Raw genomic sequence first — 25509 nt, 5'->3', positions numbered from 1 at the left:
TAGGTAGCGTTGACAACGTTGACAAGAGTTCGTTCCCACGTTGCAACTGCCTCGTCATATCCGCAGATCAGTCGATATACCAACCTTTGACAACGTTGCTCGCTCTGGGTGACACCTCTAGGCGGAAACGCTTCCAACCGCCGTCACGCGGCGTGTCGAGCGGCCGGTTCCGGTCAGTCGAAGACGGCGTCGACCAGAAGCTCGGTGGACCGGTCCGGTTCGTTGAGAACCGCGCGGATCACGTGCCGCCGGTCCCAGCGGCCGGACGCCCACGCGAGCGCCTTCGCGAGGCCGTCGAAGGTGGCCGCGTGCGGGGCGCCGTCGGCGTCGACCCACCAGGAGACCTCGACGCCGTCGACGGTCAGCTCCTCGTGCTCCCACCAGATCGCCGGTACCTCGGGAACGAGTTCGCGGACCAGCTCCGGTACGTCGGCCGCCGTACCGGAGCCGTTGATCTTGCCTTCGGCAACTTCGTGGGCGAGCGGTACGTCGAACAGGTCGCTGAGCCCGTCCGCGGCCGCGCCGGAGCCGACCACGAAACCGCCGAGGTCCGTGCGCTGCAGCCACATCGGCCCGTCGACGACGACCGCGCCGTCCGCGTCGATCACCCGGGTGCCGGCGTCGTCGAGGACGCGGACCTGGTCGGACGCGTCTCCCGGGAAGAGGGCGAGGGTGCCGAGCCGGTTCCACAGGCGCAGCATCGCGGCGGCGTCCACGGCGCGGTCCGGGTCGGCCAGCCGGTCGAGGAGCAACGTGAGGCCGTCGGCGTCGAGATCACCGACGTCGCGGACCAGGCCGGCCGCCGTACGCACCTCGGGGTCGAGCGTCGTGGTCCAGTCGGGTGCGTCGTCGAGGAAGCTCGCGAGGACGGGTTCGGCGTCCGGGTCGGCGCGGCCGGCGAGCGGTTCGCCGTCGTCGAGGAGGACGTGCTCGCGGATCCACCAGGCGGCGTACGACGGTACGCCGAGTGGTCGGTCGTCGGGTCCGACGACACGGACCTGGGTAATGAGGGCGCGCCGCAGGCCGGGGTCGGATCCCAGTAGTTGCAGGGCTTTCGGCCAGTTCGCGTCGGTGATCCAGTCGAGGTCGCGGATCGCCGTCAGCTCGCCGGCAGTCGCGCCGTACGGCGATCCGCCCGGGGCCACGTCGTACGCCCAGTCGTCGATGCCGTCGAGGTCCTGGAGCGCTTCCGGCAGCTGGTCGAGCGCGACGTCGGAGGCGGCGACCGTGCCGAGGGTCGCGAGCACGCCGACGGCTTCGAGGGTGGGCTGCCCGTACCGCCCCAGCAGGTCGTCCGCGACCGGCGCGACCTCGTCCGGGTCGAGGATGAGCTGCGCTTCGGAATCCTTTACCACCAAGGCGTTTGCCGGCACCAGATCGCCGTCGGCATCCCGCAGTACCAGATCCGACAACCACCAGAGCCCCTCCGCTTGCCCAGGATCGGCCGCAACCAACCCGAGCACAGCGTGCGCGATCACATCCGGCTCTTCGGCGTCGGCGGCGTGCTCGATTGCGGTGCGGACGGCGGGGTCTTCGAGGAGGGAGCGGGCGGTGGCGGGGACGGCGCCGAGGCGTTCGAGGGTGGGGCTTACGGCGTCGGGGTGGACGACGCGGACGCCGTACCCGGTGAAGGTTTCGAGGGTGCTGAGCGGGAGCTCCGGGCCGGGCAGGAGCAGGCCGCGGGCACCGCGGACCAGGCGCCCGTCGGCGAGCGGGACGGGGAGGGTGCCGAGGGGCTCGCGGATGAGCGGGTCGGCGACCATGTTCGCGAGGGACGTGGAGAGGTTGCGCCACCAGCTCGGCGGCTCCTCTCCCCCGAGCTGGTCGACCACCTCGGAGAGCTCGAGTCGCCGTACCTGCAGGGCATCCAGCGCCTGACGGTCCTCCCGCCGGGCGTGGATCAGCCCCGGTACGAGCGGCGCGAGCACCTCGGCGAACAGCTCGTCGGCGCCCTCCACGACGACCGCGTCACGCGGACGGACGACCGACCCGTCGACACCACGCAGCAGCGGTACGCCGGGCAGCACCGTCCGGATCGCGTCCCGCAGCATCCGATCCACCGTGCCGGCCGCGAGACCGGTCGGCACCAGCCGCAGTACGTCGTCCCCGTCGTCGAACCGCCGCCGCAGCAACTCGCCGTACGCCGTCGCCGCCTCCTGCACGAGCCGCTCCGTCAACGGGCCTTGCGCCACGTGCCGGCGGGTCGAATCCAGCGGGAATGTTGCCAAGAGCAACGCCGGCAGTGAGAGCGGTTCGTCCGTGGGGGTCGGCGCGTGGACAACTCCAGGCACAGCTGCCGTGGTCGGGAGGGCCCAGACGATCGACCAGGCCGGGCGCGAGCGTTCTTCGGTGGGACGATCGGCGAGAAGAGCCGCGCGTTCGGCGGGCGTGAAGAGGCCGGTCGACCGATGGATGTGCCAGCGGGACTCCACGTTCTCCAGCGTGCGGTGGAGGTCCTCGGTCTCGATCTCGATGCGTTCCAGACCGGGAAGAGCAAGCAGCAGCGCGTCGTCGGCTTCCGCGAGCAGACGGCGTACGAGCACCACCGCGGCCTCGTCGCGGAGCGGGAGGATCACCGCTGTGTCGTACCCCACCGGCGGCTCCCCCTCGGCCTCGAACGGGAGCCGCAGTACCGGCACCTGCCCGTCCCGCCGCCGTACCTCGGTCTCCAGCGACGCCAACTCCCCCACCGCCGCGGCAGTGTCCGCCTTCGAGAACCGCACCCCACCCGCGCGCGACAACACCACCGGTTCGTCGGACACCGCGAGCACGGCCGAGAACCCCACGCCGAACCGCCCGACAGCCTCACCACCGTCGCGTTTGGCCGACGCGCGGAGGGTCGCGAGCGACTGCACGCCATCGGCATCCAACGGCTCGCCGGTGTTGGCGACGACGAGCGTGTTGTCCCGCAGTTCGTACAGCACGCGCCCGCGGACGCCGGCCCGCAACGCCGCGTCGGCCGCGTTCTGCGCCAGCTCGATGATCACCCGGTCCGCGTACCCGCCGAGGGCCAGCTCCTCCTCGGCGTTCGCATCCTCCCGGAACCGCACGGGCGCGGCCGCCCACGCCGCCAGCACACGCTCACGGATACCCGCCGTACCGAACACGTCGTCGCTCACGGCGGCAGGTTACTGGACCGGGTCCGTCGTCTATCGTGGTGCGGTGATCGCATCCGGCAGTCGGTACGTCGCGCTCGGCAGCTCGTTCGCGGCCGGGCCGGGCATCAGTCCGATCGTCGATCCGCCGGCGGGCCGGTCCGGGAACAACTACGCGCATCTGGTGGCCGCCGAGCTCGGCCTCGAACTCGTCGACGTGACGTACTCCGGCGCCACCACCGCGCACCTGCTCGACACCCACCAGGACGACGCGCCGCCGCAGCTCGACGCGCTCACCCCGGACACCGCGCTGATCACGATCACCTGCGGCGGGAACGACCTCGAGTACGTCGGCACGTTCCTGCGCGGCAGCTTCCTGAACACGATGGCCCGGCCCGCCGCGATCCTCGGCCGCCGGGTCGCGAACCGGATCCGCGCGCGGGTCAGCTACCTCAAGGACGACGCGTCGTACCAGGCCGTCACGGACGCGCTGACCACGGTCGTCGAGCGCGCCCGCGAACGGTCCCCCGAGGCGCGGGTCCTGCTCGTCGACTACCTCAGCCTGGTTGGTCCAGCGACCCGCCCGCGGCTCGACGTACCGCTGAACGAGGAGCAGCTGCCGAGCGTCGCGATGATGGCCGACGGTCTGGCCGGCGCGTTCGCGAAGGCCGCGGCGGCGACCGGCGCCGACCTGGTCGCGGCGTCCGCGGCGAGCCGGGACCACGCGATCGGCTCCGCCGCGCCGTGGACCACCGGGTTCACGATGCTGCCACCGAACCTCGGCGGCTTCGTCCCGTATCACCCGAACGCGGCCGGTATGCGCGCGGTCGCCGACCTGATCCTGGAGACGCTCAGGTCATGAAGGTGCGCGAGGCAACGAACGCGGACGTCGACGCGGCGGTCGGCACGCTGACGCAGGCCTTGCTCGACTACCCGATGAGCCGCGCGTGCTTCGACCCCGACGGGTACGTCGACCGGCTCACGCAGTACCACCGGCTGTTCATCAACGCGATCGGCATCCCGCACGGCCGCGTCTGGGTCACCGACGACGTCCGCGCCGTCGCGATCTGGCTCCCACCGGACCTCCCCGCCGACGCCTTCACACCCCATGCCGCCGCTTTCAAGGAGCTAGCCGGCTCCCGCGCCGAGCTCAGCGCGGAGTACGGCCAAGCAATCTCCCTCTTCCACCCCCGCCGCCCGTCCTGGCTCCTGGCACTCGCCGCCGTCCACCCCGACTCCCAGCACCAGGGCCTCGGCCACGCAGTCATCAAACCCGGCATCGCGCACGCCGACGCCGCCCACTCCCCCACCTTCGTCGAAACCCAAGACCCGGCCAACGTGGGCTTCTACGAGTCCTTCGGCTTCACCGTCATTGCCGAACTCGAACTCCCTCACAACGGCCCCATGCACTACGCCCTCTACCGCCCGCCACCACCATGAACGCCCAGGCCTGGGATGCGGCGGTGGCCGGCTGGCGTCGCCTGGCCGAGCAGCCAGGGGTGTTCCGGTGGGAACGGCATGCCGACGCCGACTGCTTCTGGTGGACCGGCACGGGCGGCAAGATCGCCCACCAGCTGTTCCTGAGCGCACCGTCGGCGGAGGCCCTGACCCGCTCTGTGGACGCGGCGTTGCAGGCCCATCGGGACGGCGGGGAGGTCTGCCTGCGGATCCTCGACCGCGCGGACCTCGCCACTGCAGTCGACGCGTTCCACCCGAAGTCCTCGAACACCGCTCCGCTGATGCTCTGCGACCTCGCCGACCGGCCGGCGGCCGAGCGCTCGGAGTTCCGGTCGGCGATCATCCGGGATGCGGACGAGCGGGCGCGGTTGTTGCGCCTGGTGGGTGGGGTGTACGACGACCCGGACGGCCTCACCGCGTTCTTCCACGGGGCCGGCGAGATCGTCGGCGTGTTCGACGGCGAGCGGCTCGTGTCGTCGGCGACCGTCGTACCGGCCGGCGACACCGCGAACATCTGGTCGGTCGCCACGGCCGAGGAGGACCGGGGTCGCGGTGCGGCGTCCGCGGTTGTTGCCGCGGCGCTGGATCAGGCGGCCGCGACGGGCTGCACGCATGCCGCGCTCGGTACGTCGGACGAGCTGACTGCCTGGTACGGCCGGTTCGGGTTCGCCGAGGTCGGCCGGGAGCGCAGCGCGGTGATTACGAGCTGATCGTCCGCCAGCCAAGGATCCGGAAGCGCCAGGCCCGTCGCCCAGGGACCGGTGCCGGGCGATCGGCCCGGCGCCCGGCGGGTTGGCTGAGGCCGTGGGGGTGTTCGCGGCCGTCCTTCGCGAAGTGGCTGAGCGACACCATCAGGTTGAGGGGTTCCATCGGTCCGTCCTTTCTCGACGCTTACGCAGGTACGTCGGACCCCACCGGCGGATCTTGACATCGCCCGGCGGACGGGGGCTGCGCGGACGGGCGAGGCTTGGCGGACGGGGCGGGGTGTCAGGAGTCCTGTTCGCCGGCGAGCACGAGGAGCCGGAGGAGGTCGTTCAGTTGTGTGCGTTGGGTCGGGGGCAGTTGGTGGATCAGTTCGTTCTCGACGCGGAGGATGTCGCCGATGGCGCGTTCCCACAGCTCGCGGCCGGGGCGGGTCAGCGTCGCCATCACCTTGCGGCGGTCGTCGCGGTCGTGGCTCCGCTCGAGGTATCCGCGCCGCTCGAGCGCGTCCAGCCGGTTCGTCAGCGCCGCCGGGGACATCCGCAGCTGCCGTGCAAGCTGACCGGGCGTCGCGCGGTACGGCGCTCCGCCGCGGCGCAGCATGTGCAGCGTCTTGAACTCCCACAGCTGCAGCCCGTACGCCGCGAGCACCTCCTCGCGCCGGTTCTCGAGGTATCGCGACACCACCTGCAGGCGGACCGTGATCCCCTCGACGTCGCGGTCGAGGTCGGCCAGCTCGCCTGCCCAGAGGTCGACGTGGGTATCAACAAAGTCTTTCACCGGGATAACTTTTCAGCGCCTGAAGGTTAGTTGTCAAATGTTTCGACATCGAAATACTCTCCCGGCATGAACCACGCCGAAGCAGTCGTCACCGCCGCCCACAAGCTGATGCTCGCCGGTCATTGGGCCGCCGCGAGCGATCTCCTCGCCGCCACCCCGTCCGACGACCCCGCGATCGCGCTGACCCGGGCCGCGGTCGCCGTCGACCGCGACTTCGGGCAGGATTCCGACCACGCCACGGCCGCGCTCGCCGCCGTACCCGAGGACTCGTGGGATCTCGCGCTGCTCAAGCTCCGCAAGGACTACGCCGACGCACTCTTCCGCGCGGGCGACGGCGACCTCCGCGACCGGATGCTGACGCTGATCAAGGACGCTCCGGACGACGCCCGGCGCGGTACGGCGAGCTTCTGGGCGGGCGCGATCGCCGACAACGTGTACGAGCAACCGGCGGAAGCCATCGAGCACTACACCCTCGCGCTACACCTGGGCGACGAGCTGACGAAGGCGCAGGCGCTCCGTCACCTCGGACACCACTCCCACGCCGCCGGACACCTCAAGCTCGCCCGAGAGCAGTGGGAGCAGTCCACCGAACTCTTCCAGCAGAACGGCCACCTGCGCCCGGCGCTCGCCCAGCAGGCGCACATGGCGATCCTGCTCCGCGACGAGGGCGACGAGGCCGGATCGGCAGCCCTCGCGACCGAGGTGAACCGCTGGGCCCGTCAGCTCGGCATCGGCTTCATCGCCGACCAGACAAAGGACCTGATGGTACGGCGAACTCCGCAGGAACGCCCGCGCTGAACGCCACATGATCCGGCGCGCGATCCGGCGGCGCCAGCCCGACCGACCGCAGCAAACTGTCCACGTCCAACGAGGTGAGCGAAGCGTCGTGCAGCATCCACGGCGGGTGCTCGTTCGGCAGGTACCAGGTCCGCCCCGCGCGCTGGACGTGCAGCCCCCAACGCGCGGTCAGAAAGTCCTCGAGCGGGCCGATCGGCCTCCGTTCGCCCAGGTCGACGCCGACGGTCGCGTGGGCGCCGGAGCCGCGGACCGTCGAGTGGTAGCTGTGGTGGTTGCCGTCGCGTTCGTGCGTCATCCGCGCCCAGCGGTACGGCAGCCCGAAGGCGGACCGCGCCGCCGCCACGACCGCGAGCCGGTCCGCGTCCAGGCTCAGGAACACGACACCACGCCGACCGGTCTCGTCGACGGAGTACAGCCGGATGTTCGTCTCCAGGAACGACCCGAAGTACGGGACGCCCGGGCCGCGCGGCAAGCCGGTGCCGACCATCCGGAACGGGACCAGCCCGACGTACGTCCGCCCCTCGAAGGTGTCCGGTCGCGTCCCCGGCGGAAAGAAGTGCGCGACGTCCGCGGGCTCGAAAGCCCAATGGACAAAGGTCAGGTCGAGCCACCGCTGCCGGAGGATCCGGGGTCGCGGCAACGGCGGTGCGTCGGGCCAGCTCACTCTGCGCTCGGCCGGACCTCACAGTGCGGCCGGCCGTCGTTCAGCTCGCACACCAGGAACCCGGCGGCGCCCGGCTTCCACGGCATGATCGCGTCGCCCGCGATCAATGCGTCCAAGGTCTGCAGCTCCGGGTCCCGCTGCTCCGTGTGGTGCCGGTAGCCGGCCGCGCCCAGGGCCAGTGCGATCGCCATGCCGAGCAGGTTCACCTCGGTCGGCTGCTCCGGAACCGTGGTCCCGTCGACCGGCTCCAGTTTGATGCCGTGGTCCGGCACCTCGACGATGCGTGCGACGTACTTCATGCCTTCGAGCGTAGCGGCCAGTAGGTGTCCGGTACTGCTTCTAGCGTCGGAGGTATGGAGTTTCGAGCAGAGGTACCGCAGGCGGAGTTGGACGAGTTGCAGCGCCGGCTGGACGCGGCGCGCTGGCCGGACCAGTTGCCGGGCGTCGGTTCGTCGTACGGCGTGGAGCTCGGCCGGCTGCGGGAGGTGGCGGAGTACTGGCGCACGTCGTACGACTGGCGGCGCTTCGAGAAGCGGATGAATACGTATCCACAGCACGTGACCGAGATCGACGGTCAGCGGGTGCACTACGTCCAGGCCGGTACCGGTACGCCGTTGCTCCTGTTGCACGGTTGGCCGGGCGCGGCCTCCGACTACCTGGGCGTCGTCGATGCGCTGTCGCAGGACTTCACCGTGGTGATCCCGACGATGCCCGGCTTCGGGTTCAGCGGCGTGACGCCCTCGGAAGGCTGGGGCGTCGACCGGATCGCGCGCGCCTGGATCACGCTGATGGAGCAACTCGGCTTCGACCGGTACGGCGTCCACGGGTACGACTGGGGCGCCCGGATCGGCCCCGCGCTCGCGCGACTCGTCCCGGAGCGGGTGATCGGCCTGCATCTCGACGGGTACTTCGTGTTTCCGCGGGGCGAGGAGCTGACCGAGGCGGAGCAGCAACGACTCGGCGGCCTGGACCGCTGGCAGAACGAGCGATCCGGGTACGCCGCCATCCAGGGCACCCGCCCGCAGACCATCGCGTACTCGTTGCTCGACTCCCCCATCGGACAGCTCGCCTGGAACCTCGAGTGGTTCGACGACTACGGCCACCGGGAAGGGGCCATCGGCAACGATCAGATCCTCGACACGGTGACGCTGACCTGGGTGACGCGGACCGCCGGCTCGCAGGCGCGGCTCTACCGCGAGGCGCAGTCCGCGTGGAGTGCTCAGGTCGCGTACTGCCCGGTGCCGACCGGCCTCGCGGTCTTCCCGAACGACAGCACGGTCCGCACGCTCGTCGAGCGCGAGTTCGACGTCGTGCACTACACCGAGTTCGACCGCGGCGGGCACTTCGCGGCGCTGGAGGTCCCCGAACTCGTCACCGAGGACCTCCGCGCCTTCTTCGCCAAGCTGTAGTTACCGCACGCCCAGCAGGTGCTCCATCGCCAGCTGGTCCAGCTTCTCGAAGCCGAGACCGCGGTCGGCGAGCGCGTCCCGGTCGTAGGTCGCGTTGCGGAGCTCGTCCAGCGACTCGCCCGCACCCAGGGTCGGCTCGGACAGCTCCGCGACCCGGGCGTCGGCGAGCGCCTGCACCACCTCGGGGTCGGCGCGGAACGCCCGCGCCTTCGCCCGCAGGATGAGGTAGTTCCGCATGCAGGCGCGCGCGGTCTCCCACACACCTTCCTCGTCCTCGGTACGCGGCGGCTTGTAGTCGAAGTGCACGTAGCCGTCGTACCCGCCCTGGTCCAGCACGTCCACGGTCCAGAACGCCTCCCGCAGGTTGCCGGCGCCGAACCGCAGGTCCTGGTCGAAGCGCGGACCGTGCTGCCCGTTGAGGTCGATGTGGTACAGCTTCCCGTGCCACAACGCCTGCGCGATCCCGTGCGCGTAGTTCAGCGAGGCCATCTGCTCGTGCCCGACCTCGGGGTTGATGCCGACCAGCTCCGGGTCCGCGAGGTCCTGGATGAACGCGATCGCATGCCCGATCGACGGCAGCAGGATGTCGCCGCGCGGCTCGTTCGGCTTCGGCTCGATCGCGAAGCGGATGTCGTACCCCTGCTCGCGGACGTACGCGCACAGGATGTCCATCGACTCCTTGTAGCGGTCCAGCGCCGCGCGCACGTCCTTCGACCCACCGGACTCCGCGCCCTCACGACCGCCCCACAGCACGTACGTCGTCGCGCCGAGCTCGGCCGCCAGGTCGACGTTCCGCAGTACCTTGGCCAGCGCGTACCGGCGTACCTGACGGTCGTTGGCGGTCAGGCCGCCGTCCTTGAAGACCGGGTGCGCGAACAGGTTCGTGGTCATCATCTCGACGCCCATGCCGGTGTCGGCGAGCGACTTCTTGAACCGCTCGAGCACCTGGTCGCGGGTGCTGTCGTCCGGTACGACGTCGTCGTCGTGGAACGTCACCGCGGCGGCGCCGAGCTCGGCGAGCTTCTCGACCGCGTGCACCGGGTCCATCGCCGGTCGGACCGCCGTACCGAAGACGTCGACGCCCTGCCAGCCGACGGTCCACAGCCCGAAGGAGAACTTGTCGTCCTTGGACGGCGTGTAGTCACTCATTGCGCAATCTCCTGCCATTGACGTGAGTTCGAACTGGCCTCGACCGCGGCCAGCACGCGCTGGACCTGCAGCCCGTCCGCGAACGACGGCGCCGGATCGGTGCCGTCGGCGATCGCGGTGACCAGGTCGACTGCCTGGTGGGTGAACCCGTGCTCGTACCCGAGCAGGTGGCCCGGCGGCCACCACGCGGCGACGTACGGGTGGTCGGGTTCGGTGGCGAGGATCCGGCGGAAGCCCGCGGTCCTCGAGTCGTCTCCTGCGTCGTAGTAGTGCAGCAGGTTCATGTCCTCGAAGTCGAAGGCCAGACTGCCGAGGCTGCCGTTGATCTCGATCCGGATCGCGTTCTTCCGCCCGGTCGCGAACCGGGTCGCCTCGAAGACGCCGAGCGCGCCGGAGCGGAACGTCGCCAGGAACACCGCCGCGTCGTCGACCGTGACCGGACCCCGCTCGGTGCCGGCGGTACCGGCCAGACCCGAGTGCTCGGCCGCGACCGGACGCTCCTTGACGAAGGTCTCCAGCCGCGCGCTGACCTCGCCGATCGTGTCCCCGGTGATGTACTGCGTCATGTCGACGATGTGCGCGCCGATGTCGCCGAGCGCGCCGGAGCCGGCCTTGGTCTTGTCCAGCCGCCACGACAGCGGCGCCTCCGGGTCCGCGATCCAGTCCTGCAGGTACTGCGCGCGGACGTGCCGGATCGTCCCGAGCTTGCCCTCGGCAACGAGCTGCCGCGCCAGCGCGATGGCCGGGACCCTTCTGTAGGTGAACCCAACCATCGAGCGGATTCCCTTGGCCTTGGCCGCTTCCGCCGCGGCCGTCATCGCCTCGGCCTCCTCGACGGTGTTCGCCAGCGGCTTCTCGCACAGCACGTGCTTGCCGGCTTCGAGCGCGGCGATCGCGATCTCGGCGTGGCTGTCGCCCGGCGTACAGACGTCGACCAGCTGGACGTCGTCGCGCTCGATCGCCTTGCGCCAGTCGGTCTCGGTGGTCTTCCAGCCGAGCTTGGCCGCGGCCGCCTGGACGGCCTCGGCGTTGCGGCCGCACAACACGTTCATCTCGGGTTCCAGCGGCAGGTCGAAGAAGCGCGGCGCGCTCCGCCAGGCCTGCGAGTGGGCCGCGCCCATGAACGCGTAACCGATCAGGCCGATGCCCAGGTCACTCATCGGCGTCCTCGCTTCGCTCCGGGCGCCGATGAGGCACGAGTCGACTGTATCGAATTGATGACCTCACTTCGTTCGGTCATGACTCTCCTAGCTGTGTCGGGTCGGCGAATACTTGGTCGAGACAGATCTGCGCGCCGCCGCGAACCGCCGCGCCGAAGCCGAGGTCCGACCGGACGACCCGGCAGCCGCCGCCCTCCGGTGCCAGCACGCGGGCACGCAACGCCTGCTCCAGCGGCTCCTCCAGCCACGGGCCGAGGACAGCGAAGTACCCGCCGAGCACCAGGACGGCCGGATTCAGGATGTTCACCAGGATCGCGCCGCCGATACCGAGCCAGGTCCCGACGTCCCGCAACGCGTCGAGGGTCCGGACGTCGCCGGCCTCGGCACGCTGGACGACCGCGGCCAGCCGGCGTTCGACGTCGAGCGCCGGATCCCGGACCGGGTCGTCGTGATCCGTTGCCTGACGCAACAGTGCGGTCAGCCCGACGACGGTCTCCCAGCAGCCCGTCCGCCCGCAGCCGCACGCCTGCCCCGCCGGGGCGACCGGCATGTGGCCGACCTCGCCGCTGTACCCGTGCGCGCCGCGGAGCAGGTGCCCGCCCGAAACGACGCCGCCGCCGACGCCGACGGCGCCCGTCAGCAGGACGAGGTCGTGCAGCTCGCCGGTCTCGCGCAGTTCGGCGTACGCCGCCAGCGTCGCCAGGTTCGCCTCGTTGTCCACGTGCAGCGGGTACGTCGGTTCGCCGAGGCGGGTGCGCATCTCCTTGCCGACGGACAGGTCGTTCCACCCGAGGTTCGGGGCGAGCTTGAGCTCACCGGTCTCGCCTTCGACCAGACCGGGTACGGCGAGCGTGACGCCTGCCAGTCGGCCTTGCCGTGCGTCCACTGCGGCGACGGCTTCCTGCACGAGTTCGGCGAGCCGGTCGAGCGTCGTCTCGGGGCCGAGGTGCGCGACGTCCACCGGGACGCGCTGCTCGTGGACGACGTCGCCGGCCAGGTCGAGCGCGACGACGGCGAGGTACTCGACGTTGATCTCGGCGCCGATACCGCAGACGCCGGTGCCGTCGAGTTCCACCAGCTGGCCTGGGCGGCCGAGTGCGCGGCTGGAGTCGGCGGAACCCTCGCGGAGCAGGCCGCGTTCGACGAGTTCGGCGACCAGGCTGCTCACGGTCGCCTTGTTCAGCCCGGTCTCCTCGGCGATCCGGGCGCGGGAGCGCGGGCCGAGGTCGTGGACGTGCCGCAGTACCACCGAGAGGTTGTTCCGGCGGAGCGCGACGTGGTCAGCGGCAACACCCCGGATCACCATCGCGCGCCGCCTCCCGGTACTTAGTCTGTTGATCCAACAAACTAAGTCGAGGCCGCACGACCGTCAAGAGGTCGCGGTGATGGGACGCGTTAGAACAGCTCCATGCTGTCGGCAGTGGCGGTGATCACCGGGTTGTCGAAGTACAGCCGGCAGGCGACGGCGTGACCGGCGCAGGTGAGCAGCGCCGGTCCGGCCGCGTCGACGACCCGGTACGCGACCGGGTGGCTGCAGCGCTCGACGTCGCCGGCGTTCTCGCGGTGGCAGCCGAGGACGTGGCAGGTGATGGTGTCGCCGAGGTTCATCAGCGTCAGGCCGTGCTCGGGGCAGACGCCCCAGCCGACACCGCACGCCTGGCCTTCGTTCGCGGCCAGCCGGACGAGCTTGCCGGCGGTCGCCTCCAGGCGGCCGGCCAGGTCCCGGAACGTGGTCACGGCGTGGTCCAGGTCGCGCCGGAACCGCCGCAGTTCGACGGACTCCGGCATCGTCTGGGTCGCGGCCTGCAGGTCCTCCGCGAGCGTCATCGCGGCGACCGCGATCTCGTCGACCCGGACCGGGGTGTTGAACTGGCGCAGCGTCGCACCGTTCGAGTCCCGCGGCCGGTCACGGACCTCCGACAGCCACTCGGACCGGCGAACGACGTCTTCCGGCGGGTCGAGGTGAACCTCCCCGACACGCTGCCCGGACTGCCATTCACCGGGCGCTTCGAGGTGAGTGCTTGATTGCGGAGTGTGACCGTTACCGGTTCCGTTCGCCGGCGCGGACCCGTTCATCGGGATCCGACTGTCCTCCGCTGTCCGCCCGTTCATACAGCCTCACTCGTCCCAGTCCCCTGTGGTACCTCGGTGGCCGATCGTGCCATGGTTCCGGCACTCAGGACCAGAGGAAAACGAGGGCGTCACGCATCGCTTCCTCGTCTTTGCGGACAGCAACGAACGACCCCCGGTTTATCCACAGCCTTCCGCACAGAAGGGCCACCGGATCAGGATCGTGGGGTTACCCAACGCGATCTTTGCATTTCCGAACGGACGGTTGTCAGGGTGTTGCTGTCAGGTGTTCGCGGAGGAATTCCACTGCACGCGCGCGGGCGTGGTACGCCGAGTTCGGTGGGTCCTCGCGCAGGTCCCGGGTGAGCACCGAATGCGCGCCGCGGGCGTATCCGTCCGGGTTTCCCAGGCCCGAGTCGAGCTCGATCACCTCGAGCGCATCACCCAGTTGCTCACGCAGCGTCGCGAACCGTTCGGCCGGCGCCATCCGATCGCGGCTGAACCGCAGCCCCAGTACGCACAGCCCGTCGGTGCGCGTGCGCTCCTTGACCTTGTCCAGCTCCTGCCGCGACAGCCCCGGATCGCGGCGCAGTACCGGACGCACCGCGAACGGCGTCGACGGCTGGCTCAGCACCGGCGCCGTCACCACGTCCTCCACCGCGGTCGCCAGTGCGAACCCGCCGGTGAAACACATCCCGATCACGCCGACCCCACGCCCCGGCGTCCGCGCGGCCAGGTCGGTCGCGACCGCACGCAGGTACTTCGTGATCGGCCGCTCGGCATTCGCGGCGAAGCACCGGAACTCCTTGGACACGCACAAGCGCGCGATCACGCCCAGCGTGTAGGCCGCGGTCTCCGGGCGTCCCGGCGTACCGAACGGGGACGGGATCACGACCGTGAAACCTGCCGCGACCAGGTGTTCACCGAAGGCGGCGACCTCGGGCGTGAGACCCGGGATCTCGGGGATCAGGACGACACCCGGGCCTTCGCCCTTCTCGAAGCAGTCGTAGGTCAGGCCGCCGCCGCTGAACGGCGCCTGCTGCCAGGTCGACAGGTCTGCGGTCATGCCGGGCTCCTAGTGTCCCGACTCAGGACACTAGGGGTTGTAGTGCTGGATCGCACCGCCTGCGGACAGATCGACGAGAGTGTGCGCTACGGCTTGCGCGTCGGCCAGGACTTCCTGGAGGTCCATCGTGGTGAGTTCGCGGCCGCGGACGACGACCTGGCCGGCGACGAGGACCGTGACGACGTCGGCGGCGCGGACGGAGTACACGAGAGCGGCGCGTGGGTCGTGGACCGGTTGGTTGTGCGGGGCGCTGAGGTCGACGAGGGCGATGTCGGCCTGGTAGCCCGGCTCGAGTACGCCGACCTGTCCTTCGAGACCGGACGCTGTGGCACTCCCCCGCGTCGCGAGCCGGAGGGTGTCGGACAGGGTCATCCATTCGGCGTCGTGCTCGCGTTGCTTCTGGGTGAGGGCGACCATCCGGATCGCCTCCCAGACGTCGAGCGTGTTGTGGACGGCGGCTCCGTCGGTGCCGACGCCTACGCTGACGCCCGCCTGCTGGAGTCCCTTGATCGGGGTGACCTCGCCCATCGCGAGCTTGAGGTAGACCTTCGGGCAGGACGTCACCGTCGTACGGTCCGCGTACTGCGCCAGGATCGGCAGGTCCGTGTCCCGGATGCCGCAGCCGTGCGCGATCAACGCGCCCGCGTCGAGGACTCCCGTCCGCTCCAGCACCTGCACCGGCGTCACGCCGTACCTGTCGACGGACGCCTGCGTCTGGTCGTCGGTCTCCGCCGCGTGCAGGTGGATCCGGAACCCCTCCGCCTTCGCGACTTCCGCCGTACGCCGAAGGTCGTCGTCGTTCACGGTGTACGTCGCATGCGGGCCGAGGCTCGCGGTGATCCGCGGATGGAGGCTCCGCAGCTCCCGGCTCACCTCGAACGCGGCGTCCATGTCCTGCTCGGTCGACGAGAAGTACGTCGGCGCCAGATCCGCCCGAATCCCCGCCTCGACCGCGGCCGCCGCGATCTGATCCGCATGGAAGTAGTGATCGACAAACGTCGTCACCCCGCCCAGCAACATCTCCGCACATGCCAGCCTCGCGCCCACCCGGACCCGCTCCGGCGTCAGATTCACCTCCATCGGCCAAATCCGCCGATTGAACCAGTCCTCGATCGCCAGATCCTCCGCGGCCCCGCGCATCATCACCATCGGACTGTGGGTATGTGAGTTGACGAGCCCCGGCACCGCCAGCAGCCCCGCCCCGTCCACCACCTCCGCGTCGGGCACCTGACCGCCGGTCGGCATGATGGCGACGATGCGGTCGTCCTGGATGTGGATGTCCTGCCCCTCGTCGACCCGGCACTCACCTACCTCCGGCACCACGAGCACCGCCACATTCCGAATCACCAACCGCGCCATACCGTCCTCCCGTCGACCGAGGCAGAGTTCCCCAGTCTCCCTCACTCATCGCCCGAGGACCGTCCGACAGCTACCGTCTGCGAATGGACGTTGACTGGAATGCCGAAGTAGTCGACCAGATCGGCACGCACTGGCAGGAGCGGCTTCGTCCCCGGCTGGACGGACTGAGCGACGACGAGTACTTCTGGCAACCGGTCGCCGGCTGCTGGACACTCAGCCGGCGCGGTGAAAGCACAGCGCCGATCTCCTTCGGAGGCGGCGAGTTCACCATGGACTACGCCGACCCGCCCCACGACCCCGAACCGGTCACGACGATCGCCTGGCGGATGGCGCACCTGACCGGTGGACTCGCGTCGACGAACGGCAAACGCTTCAGCAGCGAAGCCATCGGCATCGAGACCTACCACTACGCCGGCACCGCCGACGAAGCCCTACGGCAACTCGACGCCGAGTACGCGACCTGGCTCGACGGGGTCCGCAGCCTCGGCACCGAAGGACTCGCCCGACCCCAAGGCTGGCCGCCCGCCTTCGCCGACGCACCGATGGCGAAGAAGATCCTCTACTCGAACGTCGAACTCATCCACCACGGCGCCGAGATCTGCCTTCTCCGCGACCTCTACCTCCATCGTCAGTAGTCGGCGGCCTCCAGCGCAGCGGCGATCGGCTCCAGCAGCGCGATCAGTTCATCCAGCTCGGCCGCCGTGAGAACGTCGTACGCCGGCGCCGCGAGCTCGTCGGTGAGCGCTTCGATCCGGGCCTTCAGCTTGCTTCCGGCGTCGGTGAATCCGCCGGCAGCGTCCACCAGCCCACGGTCGCGGAGCCCGTCGACGACACCGGCCAGCTGCGCCTTCGGCAGATGGTGAACCCGGCCGAACTCCTCCGCCCGCATCCCCACCGAGAGCGCCGCCAGCACATGCGCCTCGGTCCCGCCGATCCCGTGCGCGACCAGCGCGATGTTGTGCCCGTCACCCCGATGCTCCCGAAGCAGCGTCGCCGCATGCCACAGCTTGGCGACCGGCTCCTCCGGTACGTCGAGCGCCCGCAGGCCCGCGTACAGCACGCGCCCCTCGGTCGGCGCACTGTACGCCGCCCGCGTCGCAAGCTCACCGGCCCGCACCAACCCGGCCGCCCCGGCCAGCTCGTCCCCGATCAGCAGCCGCAGCGCCTTCGCACTCCCCCGCTCCCGCACCGCGAGCGCATCTTCCGGCGTGATCTTCCCCCAGACCCACGGAATATGCCGCGCCACCTCGCCATCCGCGAAGTTGTAGAACACCGAATGCACCACCCCAGCCGGCGCCAACCCCAGCGGCGCGGCCCGCCCCGCGAAATACCCGTCCCAGTAGTTACGCATCCCCACGGCCAAGAACTCGTCGTTCGGCACATCGGAGAACGTGACAGTCCCGATCGGCTCGGTGAACTCCGACATCCGATGAACCTTCGTCAGCGGGTGCGCCATCATCACCATCTCCTTCAGTCGCTCTCGGCGTTTTCCCGGACACCCTCTCCCCCATGCGACGAACACCTCACCCCAGATTCGACACCCACCGCCCGAAAAAGGCTTGGCCGCTCGACGAGTGCTCTGCACCTACGTCACGGTGCTGCCTGACCCGAGCCCACCGCCGCCGAGCCGCGCACCCACAACGTCGCGAAGAAACCCACGCACCACATCGAAGGACTCCTCCGGCGCCTGACGAAACACACCATGCCCCACCCCCGCCAGAACCAACGTCGGACAGACCACAGCACTCCCGAGAGCCGCGGGCACGTCAGTCGGCCCACAGCCGCCCGCCCGGAAAAGCGCCTGTACCTCGTCGTTGATCAGCGCCCGCGCCCTGCGCGAGGCCATACCACCGTCCGAAGCACCGGCGTACGACGGCAAGCCGAACTCTGCCCATGCCTTGGCCGCTGAAGGGCTGGTGTCACCGCCTAAGTACCTCGCGGCAGCATCCCGCGCCACCCGCCCTCCGCGCCGCTCGAACACCTCCAGGCTCTCCTCGAGCGAGGTCGGCACGCCGAGTGTGCTCTCCAAGACCAGGCCCGCGACCAAGTCCGGATGCCGAGCAGCACACTCGATCGCGACCCTGCCTCCACTCGACGAACCCACCAGCACCGGAGCACGCACATCGAGCGCGTCGCAGAACGCTGCGACGTCGTCCGCCCAACGCGTCCACGTCCATTGCCCCGGCTCGCTGCGGTCCGACCGGCCGGAACCACGCTGATCGAGGTACACCACCTGGGCAACATCGGCGAGCGCCGAAAACTCCGGCTTGAACAAGCTGTGATCCGCACCTGGTCCCCCGTGCAGAAGCACAAGCGTCGGTCGCGCCACCATCGCGTCCTCGAGAGCAGCCAAGCCACACCCGTCAACATCGAAGTACAGAGACACGTCGCCGACAGCCACTCGCATTCCGGGAGTGTGCCCGACCCCGCGGCTCCGAGGGCGACGCAGAGGTTGGCGACCTGTCGGTGGATGGCGGTATGCACACTTCGCTCAATGCAGAAGAAATATTCGCGAAGACTTCTTCTGGGTTAGAGTGGGCCAATGAGCGATCAGACGCCGTCCGGCGACATCGTCTTGGATGCGGCGGCCCTGCGGGTGCTGGCCCATCCCATGCGGCTGACCTTGCTGGAGCATCTGCGGCAACGTGGTCCTGCGACGGCGCGGCAGCTTGCGGCGCAGTACGAGATCGACTCGGGTGCAGCGAGCTATCACCTGCGGCGGTTGGCGGACGGAGGTCTGATCGAAGAGGACCTCGAGCGTGGCACCCGGCGCGACCGCTGGTGGCGGGCTCGGCATCGGTCGTCGGTCCACTTGCCCGCGGACAGCGATCCCGATGAGCGCGCAGACAGCCGGGCGTACCTGCATGCGGTGTTGCTCGCGTACAGCGAGCAGCTGCGACGACTCTCCTACACCGCGCCGCTACTGCCTGACGAGTGGTACGGGGCATCGATCTTCAGCAACTACACGCTGCGATTGACTCCGGCGGAGCTCAACGAGGCGAAGGCCGAGCTGGCTGCGGTGATCCTGAAGTACCGCGACCGCGATGACGGTGCAGGCGTGCCTGTAGCCCTTCAGTTGCACGCATTTCCACTGCTTGAGCCCGACGATGACGCTTAGCACGAATCCCGGTGTCGCCTACCGGGACAGCAACGTCCTGCGCTGGGCGACGGCCTACACCGCGTCGGTCGGCGGCGACGTCGTCTTCTTTCTCACCCTGACCTGGGCGGTAACCCAGATGGCGGGCCCCGCCCAGGTTGGCGCGGTGCTGGCCGTCGGAGCCATCCCCCGGGCGGTGCTGATGCTGTTCGGCGGTGTGATCGCCGACCGCTACGGCCCGCGACGAGTAGTGATCGGCAGCGATCTGGCTCGCTGTCTGATCGTCTTCGGCGCTGCCGCGCTGCTGCACTTCACGGCGGCCGGACTACCAGTACTGGTCGCGGTTGCACTGGTTTTCGGCTTGATCGACGCCCTGTTCATGCCTGCAGTGGGGGCACTGGCCGGACGACTCACCGACCAGAATCAAGCCGGCCGGGTTCAAGGACTGCGAATGCTGGCGGTTCGGCTCAGCAACGCGGCTTGTCCCATGATCGCAGCGACGGTGTTGACCGCCGCCGGAGTCGCTGCAGGGTTCGGGCTGGTCGGCGTGCTGTTCAGCCTGTCTGTCGGTCTTCTGCTTGCGGTGCGCCTGAACCCGATCCAAGCCGGAGAGCGAGCGACAGGCTCGCCATTCGCCGATCTCAAGGACGGACTGCTGTACCTCCGACGAAACCGGCAACTGAGCCGCGTGGTTGCAGTGGTCGGACTGGGCGAGCTGTGCTTCAGCGGTCCAGTTGGCGTCGGTCTGGTGCTACTGACCGCCGAACGCCATTGGGCCGCAGCCGTTCTGGGGTTGACGCTCGGCGCGTTCAGCATTGGTGGCGTCGTCGCCGGGATTCTATTCACTGCTCTGCCCCGCGTCTGGCGCGCAGGTATCGCGCTCGTAGGTTCCTTGCTGGCAACGGCCGCGTTGCTCTGCATCTTGGGGCAGCTGACCACAGCCGGCGTGCTGATCGCCGGTTCTGCCGTGCTCGGAGCGATCAGTGGTGCCACCTCGGCGCTCGGGAACGCCTTACTCCAACGTAAGACCGATCCTCGTTACCTCGGCAGGGTGAGCTCGCTGACCTCTCTCGCCACCGTCGGCCTCAGCCCACTTCTGTACCCGATCACCGGCGTGGTCGCCGCTGTCTGGGGAACTGGGGTGTTCTTCGCCGGCTGCGCGCTGGTCTGCTTGCTCGCGGCGCTGATCGCCGCGAGCAAGTCAGTGCGCCGGGCCGAGCTCTAGTACCACCGTCGGCGGCCAAGAAGGGTCGGGTAATGTCCGGATTCGGTGTACAGGGGTTCAATCCGGGACGAACGGAGTCGATACGCGTGCGCGCAGCGGATGACGACGTTCCGGTCGTGTTGCTGTCGGATGGGGTCGTGACGCTGCGGCCGTGGTCGGGAGATGACGCCGGGTTCATGGTGGAAGCGTTCGCCGATCCAGCGATTCGGCGTTACAACGGTGCTCACGATCGGCTCGGTCGGCCGGCTCCGCTGCTTTCGGTTGTGGGGGCCGAGGCGACCATTGACGAGTTCGTGTCGAGGTGGCGGGCGTTCGGGGCGGGCGAGGCACCCGCTGGTGTTGCATTCGCGATCACCGATGCTGCCTCTGGTGGACTGATCGGCTGCTGCGGCGTCGATGATTGGTCGAAGGAAGATGTAGCGCAGTTCGGCTACTGGATCGGGCCTGGCGCGCGAGGGCGCGGGTACGCGACTCGCGCGGTGGTTCTGCTGACGCGTTGGTTGTTCGAGCTTGGCGCGGCTCGCGCCTTTCTGACCGTCGAGGCGGACAATGCAGCGTCGGCTGCCGTGGCCCGGCGGGCAGGGTTCGTGCACGAGGGAACGATGCGCGCACACAGCGTGTGGCAGGGCGAGCGCGTAGATGTGATGTGGTTCGCGGCGCTGCCGCGCGAATGGGCACTGCGCGAGCCGGTCGAACCAGCGTGATGCGGACCCGATCGGATCAGGACCGTTCCCAACGAGCAAGCTGAACAACTCCACCACAGACTGCTGTACGTGGGGGCAGACGTTCGGTCAATCCCGATCCTCGGCGCGCACCACAGACTCTCGCGCAGGCACCGACGGGGGCTAGGTCTGGCGCGACGTCGCGAGCGAAGCCGGCTGGATCCTGGAACCCCTAGCTGCCACGGCGACAGCCGGCTGGCTACCTCTAGGGCGGTGTCCACCAGCCCATGCATTCGAGCTTAAGGGTACATATGTTCGAATCTCCGGTATGGTGGGGGCATGAGTGCTGACCTTCAGGGGTCGTTGTTCGGTGGGTTCGAGGAGCCTGCGGTCGGGTCGTTGGGTGGGATGCGGCGGACCGTGCTGGGACTCGGAGCCTGGATTGATGTGTTGCCGGGGTGGCTTGCTGGGGCCGATGAGGTTTATGGGCGGTTGGCGGGTGAGGTGCCTTGGCAGGCTGAGCGGCGGCAGATGTACGACCGGGTGGTTGATGTGCCGCGGTTGTTGTGTTTCTACGGGGAGGACGCGGCGCTTCCGTTGCCTGTGCTGGATGATGCTCGGGATGCTCTGAGTGCTTACTACGCGGATGAGTTGGGTGAGCCGTTTCGGACGGCGGGGCTGTGTTTTTACCGGGACGGGAAGGACAGCGTCGCGTGGCACGGGGATCGGATCGGGCGGGGGGATCGTGAGGACACGATGGTGGCGATCGTGTCTGTCGGGGAGCCGCGGGTGTTGGCGCTGCGGCCGCGGCCGGGTAGTGGGCAGGACGTGGGGTCGACCGTGCGGTATCCGCTGGGGCATGGGGATCTGATTGTGATGGGTGGCTCCTGCCAGCGGACGTGGGAGCATGCGATTCCGAAGGCGGCTGGGCATGTCGGGCCGCGGATCAGTATCCAGTTCCGGCCCCGAGGCGTCAGGTAGCGGCTGCGCGGGCGTCAGACAAGTGCGGCGCGGGCGTCAGGTGAGGGCTGCGATGGGTGGTTGGTAGATGCCGTCTCTGGTGGCTATGTAGAAGCCGAGCAGGCGGATGCCGGCCGTTGCGCAGTTGCCGGTGACGGCGGTCATCCATTGGTCGTCGGCCTCGGTTGGGCTGCCGGAGCCGGAACGGCCCAGCGCCAGCACGACCGCGGTGCCGGGAGCCGTGCGGACGGCTTCCGTGATCGGGGCGAGGGCGTTCTCGCAGAGTTCGGCCGGGGTCGGCCCGGGTGACGGGAGTTCGACGATCACGGTGGAGCGGTAGCGGCCGTCGGCGTCGCAGAGCAGAACGGTGAGGGTGCCGCGGGCGCGGTCGCCGAAGCTGACCATCAGGTCGACGACGTCGGCGGCGAACTCGGGGTCGGTGAGGGGGTGGTCGGTCCAGGTGGGAGGCAGCTGTTCGAAGCTCATGCCTGTAAAGATGCCGCGATTCGCACCCCCGATCGGAGTTGTCCACAGACCAAAGTGGCCCATCAGGCAGACCCCGCAATGGACCGAAGGATTGGGCCGCACCCCGCCTAGGCTCAGATCCATGAGCAGCAGACTTCTTCCCCCGGCGGGAGCGCCGCGCGATCTCGCGATGGCGCAGTTGGCCAACTCGGTCGGCGACGGCGCGTTCGTCGTCACCTCGGCGTTGTTCTTCACCCGCGTGGTCGGGCTCTCGACGGCCGAGGTCGGGCTCGGTCTGACGATCGCGTGGCTGGCAGGATTCCTGGCCGGCGTACCGCTGGGCAGCCTTGCCGACCGGCGTGGAGCCCGCGGTACTGCGGTCCTGCTCGCGCTCAGCACCGCGGCCGCGGTCGCCTCGTTCCTGGTGGTCAGGAGCTTCGCCGGCTTCCTCGTCGCGGCGATCGTCTACGCCTGCAGCCAGACCGGCCTCACCGCGGCGCGACAGGCCTTGCTGGCCGGGCTGGTGCAGCCCGAGGAACGGACGAGGATCCGCGCGTTCCTCCAGTCGACGGTGAACGCCGGGCTCGCGGTCGGCGCGCTTCTCGGCGGCGTAGCGCTCCGCTTCGACAGCACAGCGGCGTACCTGATCGTGTTCGGGATCGACGCGGTGAGCTTCCTAGTCGCAGCCGCGCTGATCCGTCGGGTGCCACCCATCGCGACCTCCGTCAGGACCAAGGGCGAACCGAGGCTCGCGGTACTGCGGGACCGTCCGTACGCCGTCCTCGCGCTGCTCAATGCGGTGATGCTGCTCTTCATGCCGCTGATCAGCCTCGTCGGACCGCTCTGGATCGTCACCCGCACCAGCGCACCGAGCTGGGCCGTCGCCTCCCTGATGATCGTGAACACGCTCGGCGTCGCATTCTTCCAGGTGCGAATCGCCAAGGCAGTAAGGGATCTGCGCACAGCAGCCCGCTCGGTCAGGTACGCCGGAGTCGCGATGCTCGCCGCCTGCGCGGTGTTCGCATCGACCGCGGCGCACCTCAGCCCGGTGACGACCGCAGCCGTCCTCGTAGCGGCCGCCGCACTCCTCACCGTCGGCGAGATGAAGCTGGCCTCCGGCGCCTGGGAGATCAGCTTCGGCCTCGCGCCGGCGGACAAGCAAGGGCAGTACCAGGGGTTCTTCGGCACCGGCCCCGCGATCGCCCGAATGCTCGGCCCGGCACTGCTCACCACGGTGGTGCTCGGCTGGGGTCCGATCGGGTGGATCGCGGTCGGTGCCCTGTTCCTGGGGACCAGTTGCGCCACTGGTCCCGCCGTACGATGGGCTGCGCGGACGAGGGCCGTCAACGAGGACGCCACGCCGTCGCTGGTAGAGGAGAGCGCCGCCTGATGGAGATTCCCGGACTGGTCGAGATCACCACCTACGACGAACTGCGCGAGGTCGTTCCGCCGCCGATCGGCGCCGCGGTCGCCAAGGAGCGCACCCAGCTCCACGACCTCGACCTGCAGTGGCTCGACAACTCCCCGTTCTGCCTGATCGCGACGTCGGACGCGGACGGCAACTGCGACGTCTCCCCCAAGGGCGACCCGGCCGGCTTCACCAAGGTCCTGGACCGGAACACGATCGCGATCCCGGACCGGGCCGGCAACCGCCGCATCGACGGCTTCACGAACCTGCTCAGCAACCCGCACGTCGGGCTGATCTACTTCGTTCCCGGCCGCACCGACACGCTCCGGATCAACGGCCGCGCCCGGATCGTCAGGGAGGCGCCGTTCTTCGACGACATGGTGGTCAAGGGCAACCGCCCGCAGCTCGCGCTGCTGGTCGAGATCGAGCAGATCTTCCACCACTGCTCGAAGTCGTTCCTGCGCTCGCAGCTGTGGAAGCCGGAGACCTGGAACCCGGAGGCGATCCCGCGCCGGGCGGTGCTGTCGAAGACGTTCGAGCGCCCCGACGACGACCTGACGAACCTCGACGAGTACTACGGCCGCAAGTACGAGGAGTCGATCTACAAGGTCAAGTACTGAACTACTTCGGTGGGCGCAGCCCCGACTACTCCGTGGCGACGATGACACCCGCCCCGGCGGCCGTCTACGGTTCCGTAGTGTGACCGAACTTCTCGAGACCCCGGACCTCGTGGCCCGGATCCGGCGCTTCACGCTGCCGATCGGGCTGGCCGTGTTCACGGTGATCGGGACGTTCGGCGCGGCCCGCGGGCAGACCGACCGGCATCACCCGGACGCGTTCATGGTCGTCCTGCTGCTGATCGCGGCGCTCGCCCTGTTCTGGCGGAACACGCGCCCGGTGCCGGTGCTGTGGGTGATCGTCGCCGCGACGCTCGTCTACATGCTCCGCGAGTATCCGTGGGGCCCGGTCGTGATCCCGTTCGTGATCGCGGTCTTCACCACGATCCGCCTCGGCCATCGACTGGCCGGGTGGGCCGGGCTGATCTCGTTGTACGTCGGCCACGTCGGCGGCCGGATCATCCTCGGCCTCAACCAGGACGGCATCTACCAGGTCCTGCTCGTCGGCGCCTGCTTCTGCGTCCTGGGCTTCCTCGCCGAGCTCTTCCGCGCGCACCGCGACCGGGTGAGCGCCGCCGCGAAGACCCGCAAGGAGGAGGAGCTGCGCCGAGCCGGCGAGGAGCGGCTCCGGATCGCGCAGGAACTCCACGACGTCGTCGCGCACCACATCTCGCTGATCAACGTCCAGGCGTCCACCGCGCTGCACCTGGTCGACCGGCAGCCCGAGCAGGCCGCTCCCGCGCTGTCCGCGATCAAGGACGCCAGCAAGGAAGCCCTGGTGGAGCTCCGCTCGATCGTCGGCGTACTGCGGCAGTCCGGCGAGTCCGCGCCGCGCCAACCGGTCGCGGGCCTCGACCACCTGGACCACCTCGTCAGCCGGACGGCCCGCGCCGGGCTCGAGGTGCACAAGATCATTCACGGCGATCCCCGCCCGCTGCCGAGCGGCCTCGACCGCGCCGCGTTCCGGATCATTCAGGAGTCGCTGACGAACGTCGTACGGCACGCCCGCGCGACGTCCGCGACAGTACGGATCCAGTACGGCGAGCAGGCGCTCGTGGTGCAGGTCGACGACAACGGCGAATCCCTCACGACACAGCCGAAGGAGGGCAACGGCATCTCCGGCATGCGCGAACGCGCCACCGCGCTCGGCGGCACCCTGACCGCCAACCGCACCCCGGCCGGCGGCCTCCGCATCATCGCGAACCTGCCGCTGTAAACGCTCAGGAGACTCTGGTGTCAACTTGCTCGCTACGAGGACATTGCAGGCATCTTCTCGCCTGATCAGGCAGACCGGCCGAGTCCGCCGGCCGGTGCCGACTTCGACCGGATCGAGGAGGAGTTCGGTCAGTACCTCGACGAGAGCCT

General features: G+C 69.4%; 27 protein-coding genes. 13 read left to right on the top strand and 14 right to left on the bottom strand.

Going from position 1 to position 25509, the window contains the following annotated elements; genetic code table 11:
• Positions 1-173: 173 nt before the first annotated feature.
• Positions 174-3119 (bottom strand): sacsin N-terminal ATP-binding-like domain-containing protein, encoded by a 2946-nt coding sequence (locus tag ACXJJ3_RS39935; protein WP_458167217.1) that lies wholly within the window; start codon positions 3117-3119, stop codon positions 174-176.
• A gap of 43 nt (positions 3120-3162) precedes the next feature.
• Here ACXJJ3_RS39935 and ACXJJ3_RS39930 point away from each other — a divergent pair, with 43 nt between their 5' ends.
• Genes ACXJJ3_RS39930 through ACXJJ3_RS39920 form a run of 3 tightly spaced genes read left to right on the top strand, consistent with a single transcriptional unit; the run spans position 3163 to position 5263 of the window.
• On the top strand, positions 3163-3957 hold the full coding sequence (locus ACXJJ3_RS39930; protein WP_458167216.1) for an SGNH/GDSL hydrolase family protein: 795 nt from the start codon (positions 3163-3165) through the stop codon (positions 3955-3957).
• Positions 3954-4535, top strand: a complete 582-nt coding sequence (locus ACXJJ3_RS39925; RefSeq protein ID WP_458167215.1) for a GNAT family N-acetyltransferase — start codon at positions 3954-3956, stop codon at positions 4533-4535. The genes ACXJJ3_RS39930 and ACXJJ3_RS39925 overlap by 4 nt, the downstream gene beginning before the upstream one ends.
• Positions 4536-4558: 23 nt before the next feature.
• Positions 4559-5263: a GNAT family N-acetyltransferase gene (locus ACXJJ3_RS39920; RefSeq protein ID WP_458167214.1), complete on the top strand. Its 705-nt coding sequence runs from the start codon at positions 4559-4561 to the stop codon at positions 5261-5263.
• Here ACXJJ3_RS39920 and ACXJJ3_RS39915 read toward each other — a convergent pair.
• Both ACXJJ3_RS39915 and ACXJJ3_RS39910 read right to left on the bottom strand, forming a co-directional pair.
• Complete coding sequence (locus tag ACXJJ3_RS39915; RefSeq protein ID WP_458167213.1) at positions 5253-5423, bottom strand: hypothetical protein; 171 nt, start codon at positions 5421-5423, stop codon at positions 5253-5255. The two genes, ACXJJ3_RS39920 and ACXJJ3_RS39915, sit on opposite strands and share 11 nt — an antisense overlap.
• Positions 5424-5540: 117 nt before the next feature.
• Complete coding sequence (locus tag ACXJJ3_RS39910) at positions 5541-6035, bottom strand: MarR family winged helix-turn-helix transcriptional regulator (RefSeq protein WP_458167212.1); 495 nt, start codon at positions 6033-6035, stop codon at positions 5541-5543.
• 66 nt (positions 6036-6101) lie between these two features.
• On the opposite strand from ACXJJ3_RS39910, the gene ACXJJ3_RS39905 reads away from it, so the two are divergent.
• Positions 6102-6833 carry a hypothetical protein gene (locus ACXJJ3_RS39905; RefSeq protein ID WP_458167211.1) on the top strand — a complete coding sequence of 244 codons (732 nt, stop codon included), beginning with the start codon at positions 6102-6104 and terminating at the stop codon, positions 6831-6833.
• Here ACXJJ3_RS39905 and ACXJJ3_RS39900 read toward each other — a convergent pair.
• Together ACXJJ3_RS39900 and ACXJJ3_RS39895 are read right to left on the bottom strand one after the other, a co-directional pair.
• On the bottom strand, positions 6772-7497 hold the full coding sequence (locus ACXJJ3_RS39900; RefSeq protein ID WP_458167210.1) for a YqjF family protein: 726 nt from the start codon (positions 7495-7497) through the stop codon (positions 6772-6774). The two genes, ACXJJ3_RS39905 and ACXJJ3_RS39900, sit on opposite strands and share 62 nt — an antisense overlap.
• A complete protein-coding gene (locus ACXJJ3_RS39895) occupies positions 7494-7796 on the bottom strand; it encodes a hypothetical protein (RefSeq protein WP_458167209.1) in 303 nt (100 codons plus the stop codon). Before ACXJJ3_RS39895 ends, ACXJJ3_RS39900 begins: the two co-directional genes overlap by 4 nt.
• A gap of 54 nt (positions 7797-7850) precedes the next feature.
• On the opposite strand from ACXJJ3_RS39895, the gene ACXJJ3_RS39890 reads away from it, so the two are divergent.
• Complete coding sequence (locus ACXJJ3_RS39890) at positions 7851-8906, top strand: epoxide hydrolase family protein (protein WP_458167208.1); 1056 nt, start codon at positions 7851-7853, stop codon at positions 8904-8906.
• On the opposite strand, the gene xylA is transcribed toward ACXJJ3_RS39890, so the two are convergent.
• The 6 genes from xylA to ACXJJ3_RS39860 form a co-directional block, all read right to left on the bottom strand.
• Entirely contained in the window at positions 8907-10055 is a 1149-nt protein-coding gene (gene xylA, locus ACXJJ3_RS39885; RefSeq protein ID WP_458167207.1) for a xylose isomerase, read from the bottom strand.
• The gene (locus ACXJJ3_RS39880; RefSeq protein WP_458167206.1) at positions 10052-11215 is read right to left on the bottom strand and encodes a Gfo/Idh/MocA family protein; all 1164 of its coding nucleotides are present in this window, start codon (positions 11213-11215) and stop codon (positions 10052-10054) included. The genes xylA and ACXJJ3_RS39880 overlap by 4 nt, the downstream gene beginning before the upstream one ends.
• A 76-nt stretch (positions 11216-11291) precedes the next feature.
• A complete protein-coding gene (locus ACXJJ3_RS39875) occupies positions 11292-12521 on the bottom strand; it encodes an ROK family protein (RefSeq protein WP_458167205.1) in 1230 nt (409 codons plus the stop codon).
• An 89-nt stretch (positions 12522-12610) separates the two neighbouring features.
• Positions 12611-13291, bottom strand: a complete 681-nt coding sequence (locus ACXJJ3_RS39870) for a hypothetical protein (RefSeq protein ID WP_458167204.1) — start codon at positions 13289-13291, stop codon at positions 12611-12613.
• 262 nt (positions 13292-13553) lie between these two features.
• Entirely contained in the window at positions 13554-14351 is a 798-nt protein-coding gene (locus tag ACXJJ3_RS39865; RefSeq protein WP_458167203.1) for a dienelactone hydrolase family protein, read from the bottom strand.
• A 30-nt stretch (positions 14352-14381) separates the two neighbouring features.
• Complete coding sequence (locus ACXJJ3_RS39860) at positions 14382-15698, bottom strand: amidohydrolase (protein ID WP_458167202.1); 1317 nt, start codon at positions 15696-15698, stop codon at positions 14382-14384.
• Positions 15699-15793: 95 nt separating this feature from the next.
• Between ACXJJ3_RS39860 and ACXJJ3_RS39855 the strand changes: the two genes are divergently transcribed.
• Positions 15794-16345 (top strand): DinB family protein, encoded by a 552-nt coding sequence (locus tag ACXJJ3_RS39855; RefSeq protein WP_458167201.1) that lies wholly within the window; start codon positions 15794-15796, stop codon positions 16343-16345.
• Here the strand turns inward: ACXJJ3_RS39855 and ACXJJ3_RS39850 are convergent.
• Both ACXJJ3_RS39850 and ACXJJ3_RS39845 read right to left on the bottom strand, forming a co-directional pair.
• Positions 16339-17136: a MarR family winged helix-turn-helix transcriptional regulator gene (locus ACXJJ3_RS39850; RefSeq protein ID WP_458167200.1), complete on the bottom strand. Its 798-nt coding sequence runs from the start codon at positions 17134-17136 to the stop codon at positions 16339-16341. The genes ACXJJ3_RS39855 and ACXJJ3_RS39850 overlap by 7 nt on opposite strands.
• A 159-nt stretch (positions 17137-17295) precedes the next feature.
• Positions 17296-18117 (bottom strand): alpha/beta fold hydrolase, encoded by an 822-nt coding sequence (locus ACXJJ3_RS39845; protein WP_458167198.1) that lies wholly within the window; start codon positions 18115-18117, stop codon positions 17296-17298.
• Positions 18118-18252: 135 nt separating this feature from the next.
• On the opposite strand from ACXJJ3_RS39845, the gene ACXJJ3_RS39840 reads away from it, so the two are divergent.
• The 4 genes from ACXJJ3_RS39840 (at position 18253) to ACXJJ3_RS39825 (ending at position 21675) form a co-directional block, all read left to right on the top strand.
• Complete coding sequence (locus ACXJJ3_RS39840; RefSeq protein WP_458167197.1) at positions 18253-18828, top strand: helix-turn-helix domain-containing protein; 576 nt, start codon at positions 18253-18255, stop codon at positions 18826-18828.
• Positions 18818-20032, top strand: coding sequence for an MFS transporter (locus ACXJJ3_RS39835; RefSeq protein WP_458167196.1), 1215 nt, complete (start codon positions 18818-18820; stop codon positions 20030-20032). The genes ACXJJ3_RS39840 and ACXJJ3_RS39835 overlap by 11 nt, the downstream gene beginning before the upstream one ends.
• A gap of 32 nt (positions 20033-20064) precedes the next feature.
• Positions 20065-20736, top strand: coding sequence for a GNAT family N-acetyltransferase (locus ACXJJ3_RS39830; protein WP_458167195.1), 672 nt, complete (start codon positions 20065-20067; stop codon positions 20734-20736).
• Positions 20737-21033: 297 nt separating this feature from the next.
• A complete protein-coding gene (locus tag ACXJJ3_RS39825; RefSeq protein WP_458167193.1) occupies positions 21034-21675 on the top strand; it encodes an alpha-ketoglutarate-dependent dioxygenase AlkB in 642 nt (213 codons plus the stop codon).
• A 36-nt stretch (positions 21676-21711) separates the two neighbouring features.
• On the opposite strand, the gene ACXJJ3_RS39820 is transcribed toward ACXJJ3_RS39825, so the two are convergent.
• The gene (locus ACXJJ3_RS39820; RefSeq protein ID WP_458167192.1) at positions 21712-22140 is read right to left on the bottom strand and encodes a hypothetical protein; all 429 of its coding nucleotides are present in this window, start codon (positions 22138-22140) and stop codon (positions 21712-21714) included.
• Between the two features lie 121 nt (positions 22141-22261).
• Between ACXJJ3_RS39820 and ACXJJ3_RS39815 the strand changes: the two genes are divergently transcribed.
• From ACXJJ3_RS39815 to ACXJJ3_RS39805, 3 genes are all read left to right on the top strand, one after another.
• Positions 22262-23509, top strand: coding sequence for an MFS transporter (locus tag ACXJJ3_RS39815; RefSeq protein WP_458167191.1), 1248 nt, complete (start codon positions 22262-22264; stop codon positions 23507-23509).
• A complete protein-coding gene (locus ACXJJ3_RS39810) occupies positions 23509-24147 on the top strand; it encodes an MSMEG_1061 family FMN-dependent PPOX-type flavoprotein (RefSeq protein WP_458167190.1) in 639 nt (212 codons plus the stop codon). Before ACXJJ3_RS39815 ends, ACXJJ3_RS39810 begins: the two co-directional genes overlap by 1 nt.
• A gap of 79 nt (positions 24148-24226) precedes the next feature.
• Positions 24227-25360 carry a sensor histidine kinase gene (locus ACXJJ3_RS39805; protein WP_458167189.1) on the top strand — a complete coding sequence of 378 codons (1134 nt, stop codon included), beginning with the start codon at positions 24227-24229 and terminating at the stop codon, positions 25358-25360.
• Positions 25361-25509 lie beyond the last annotated feature (149 nt).

The organism is Kribbella sp. WER1, assembly GCF_054189145.1.
This window is presented reverse-complemented; position numbering and strand designations above follow the sequence as displayed.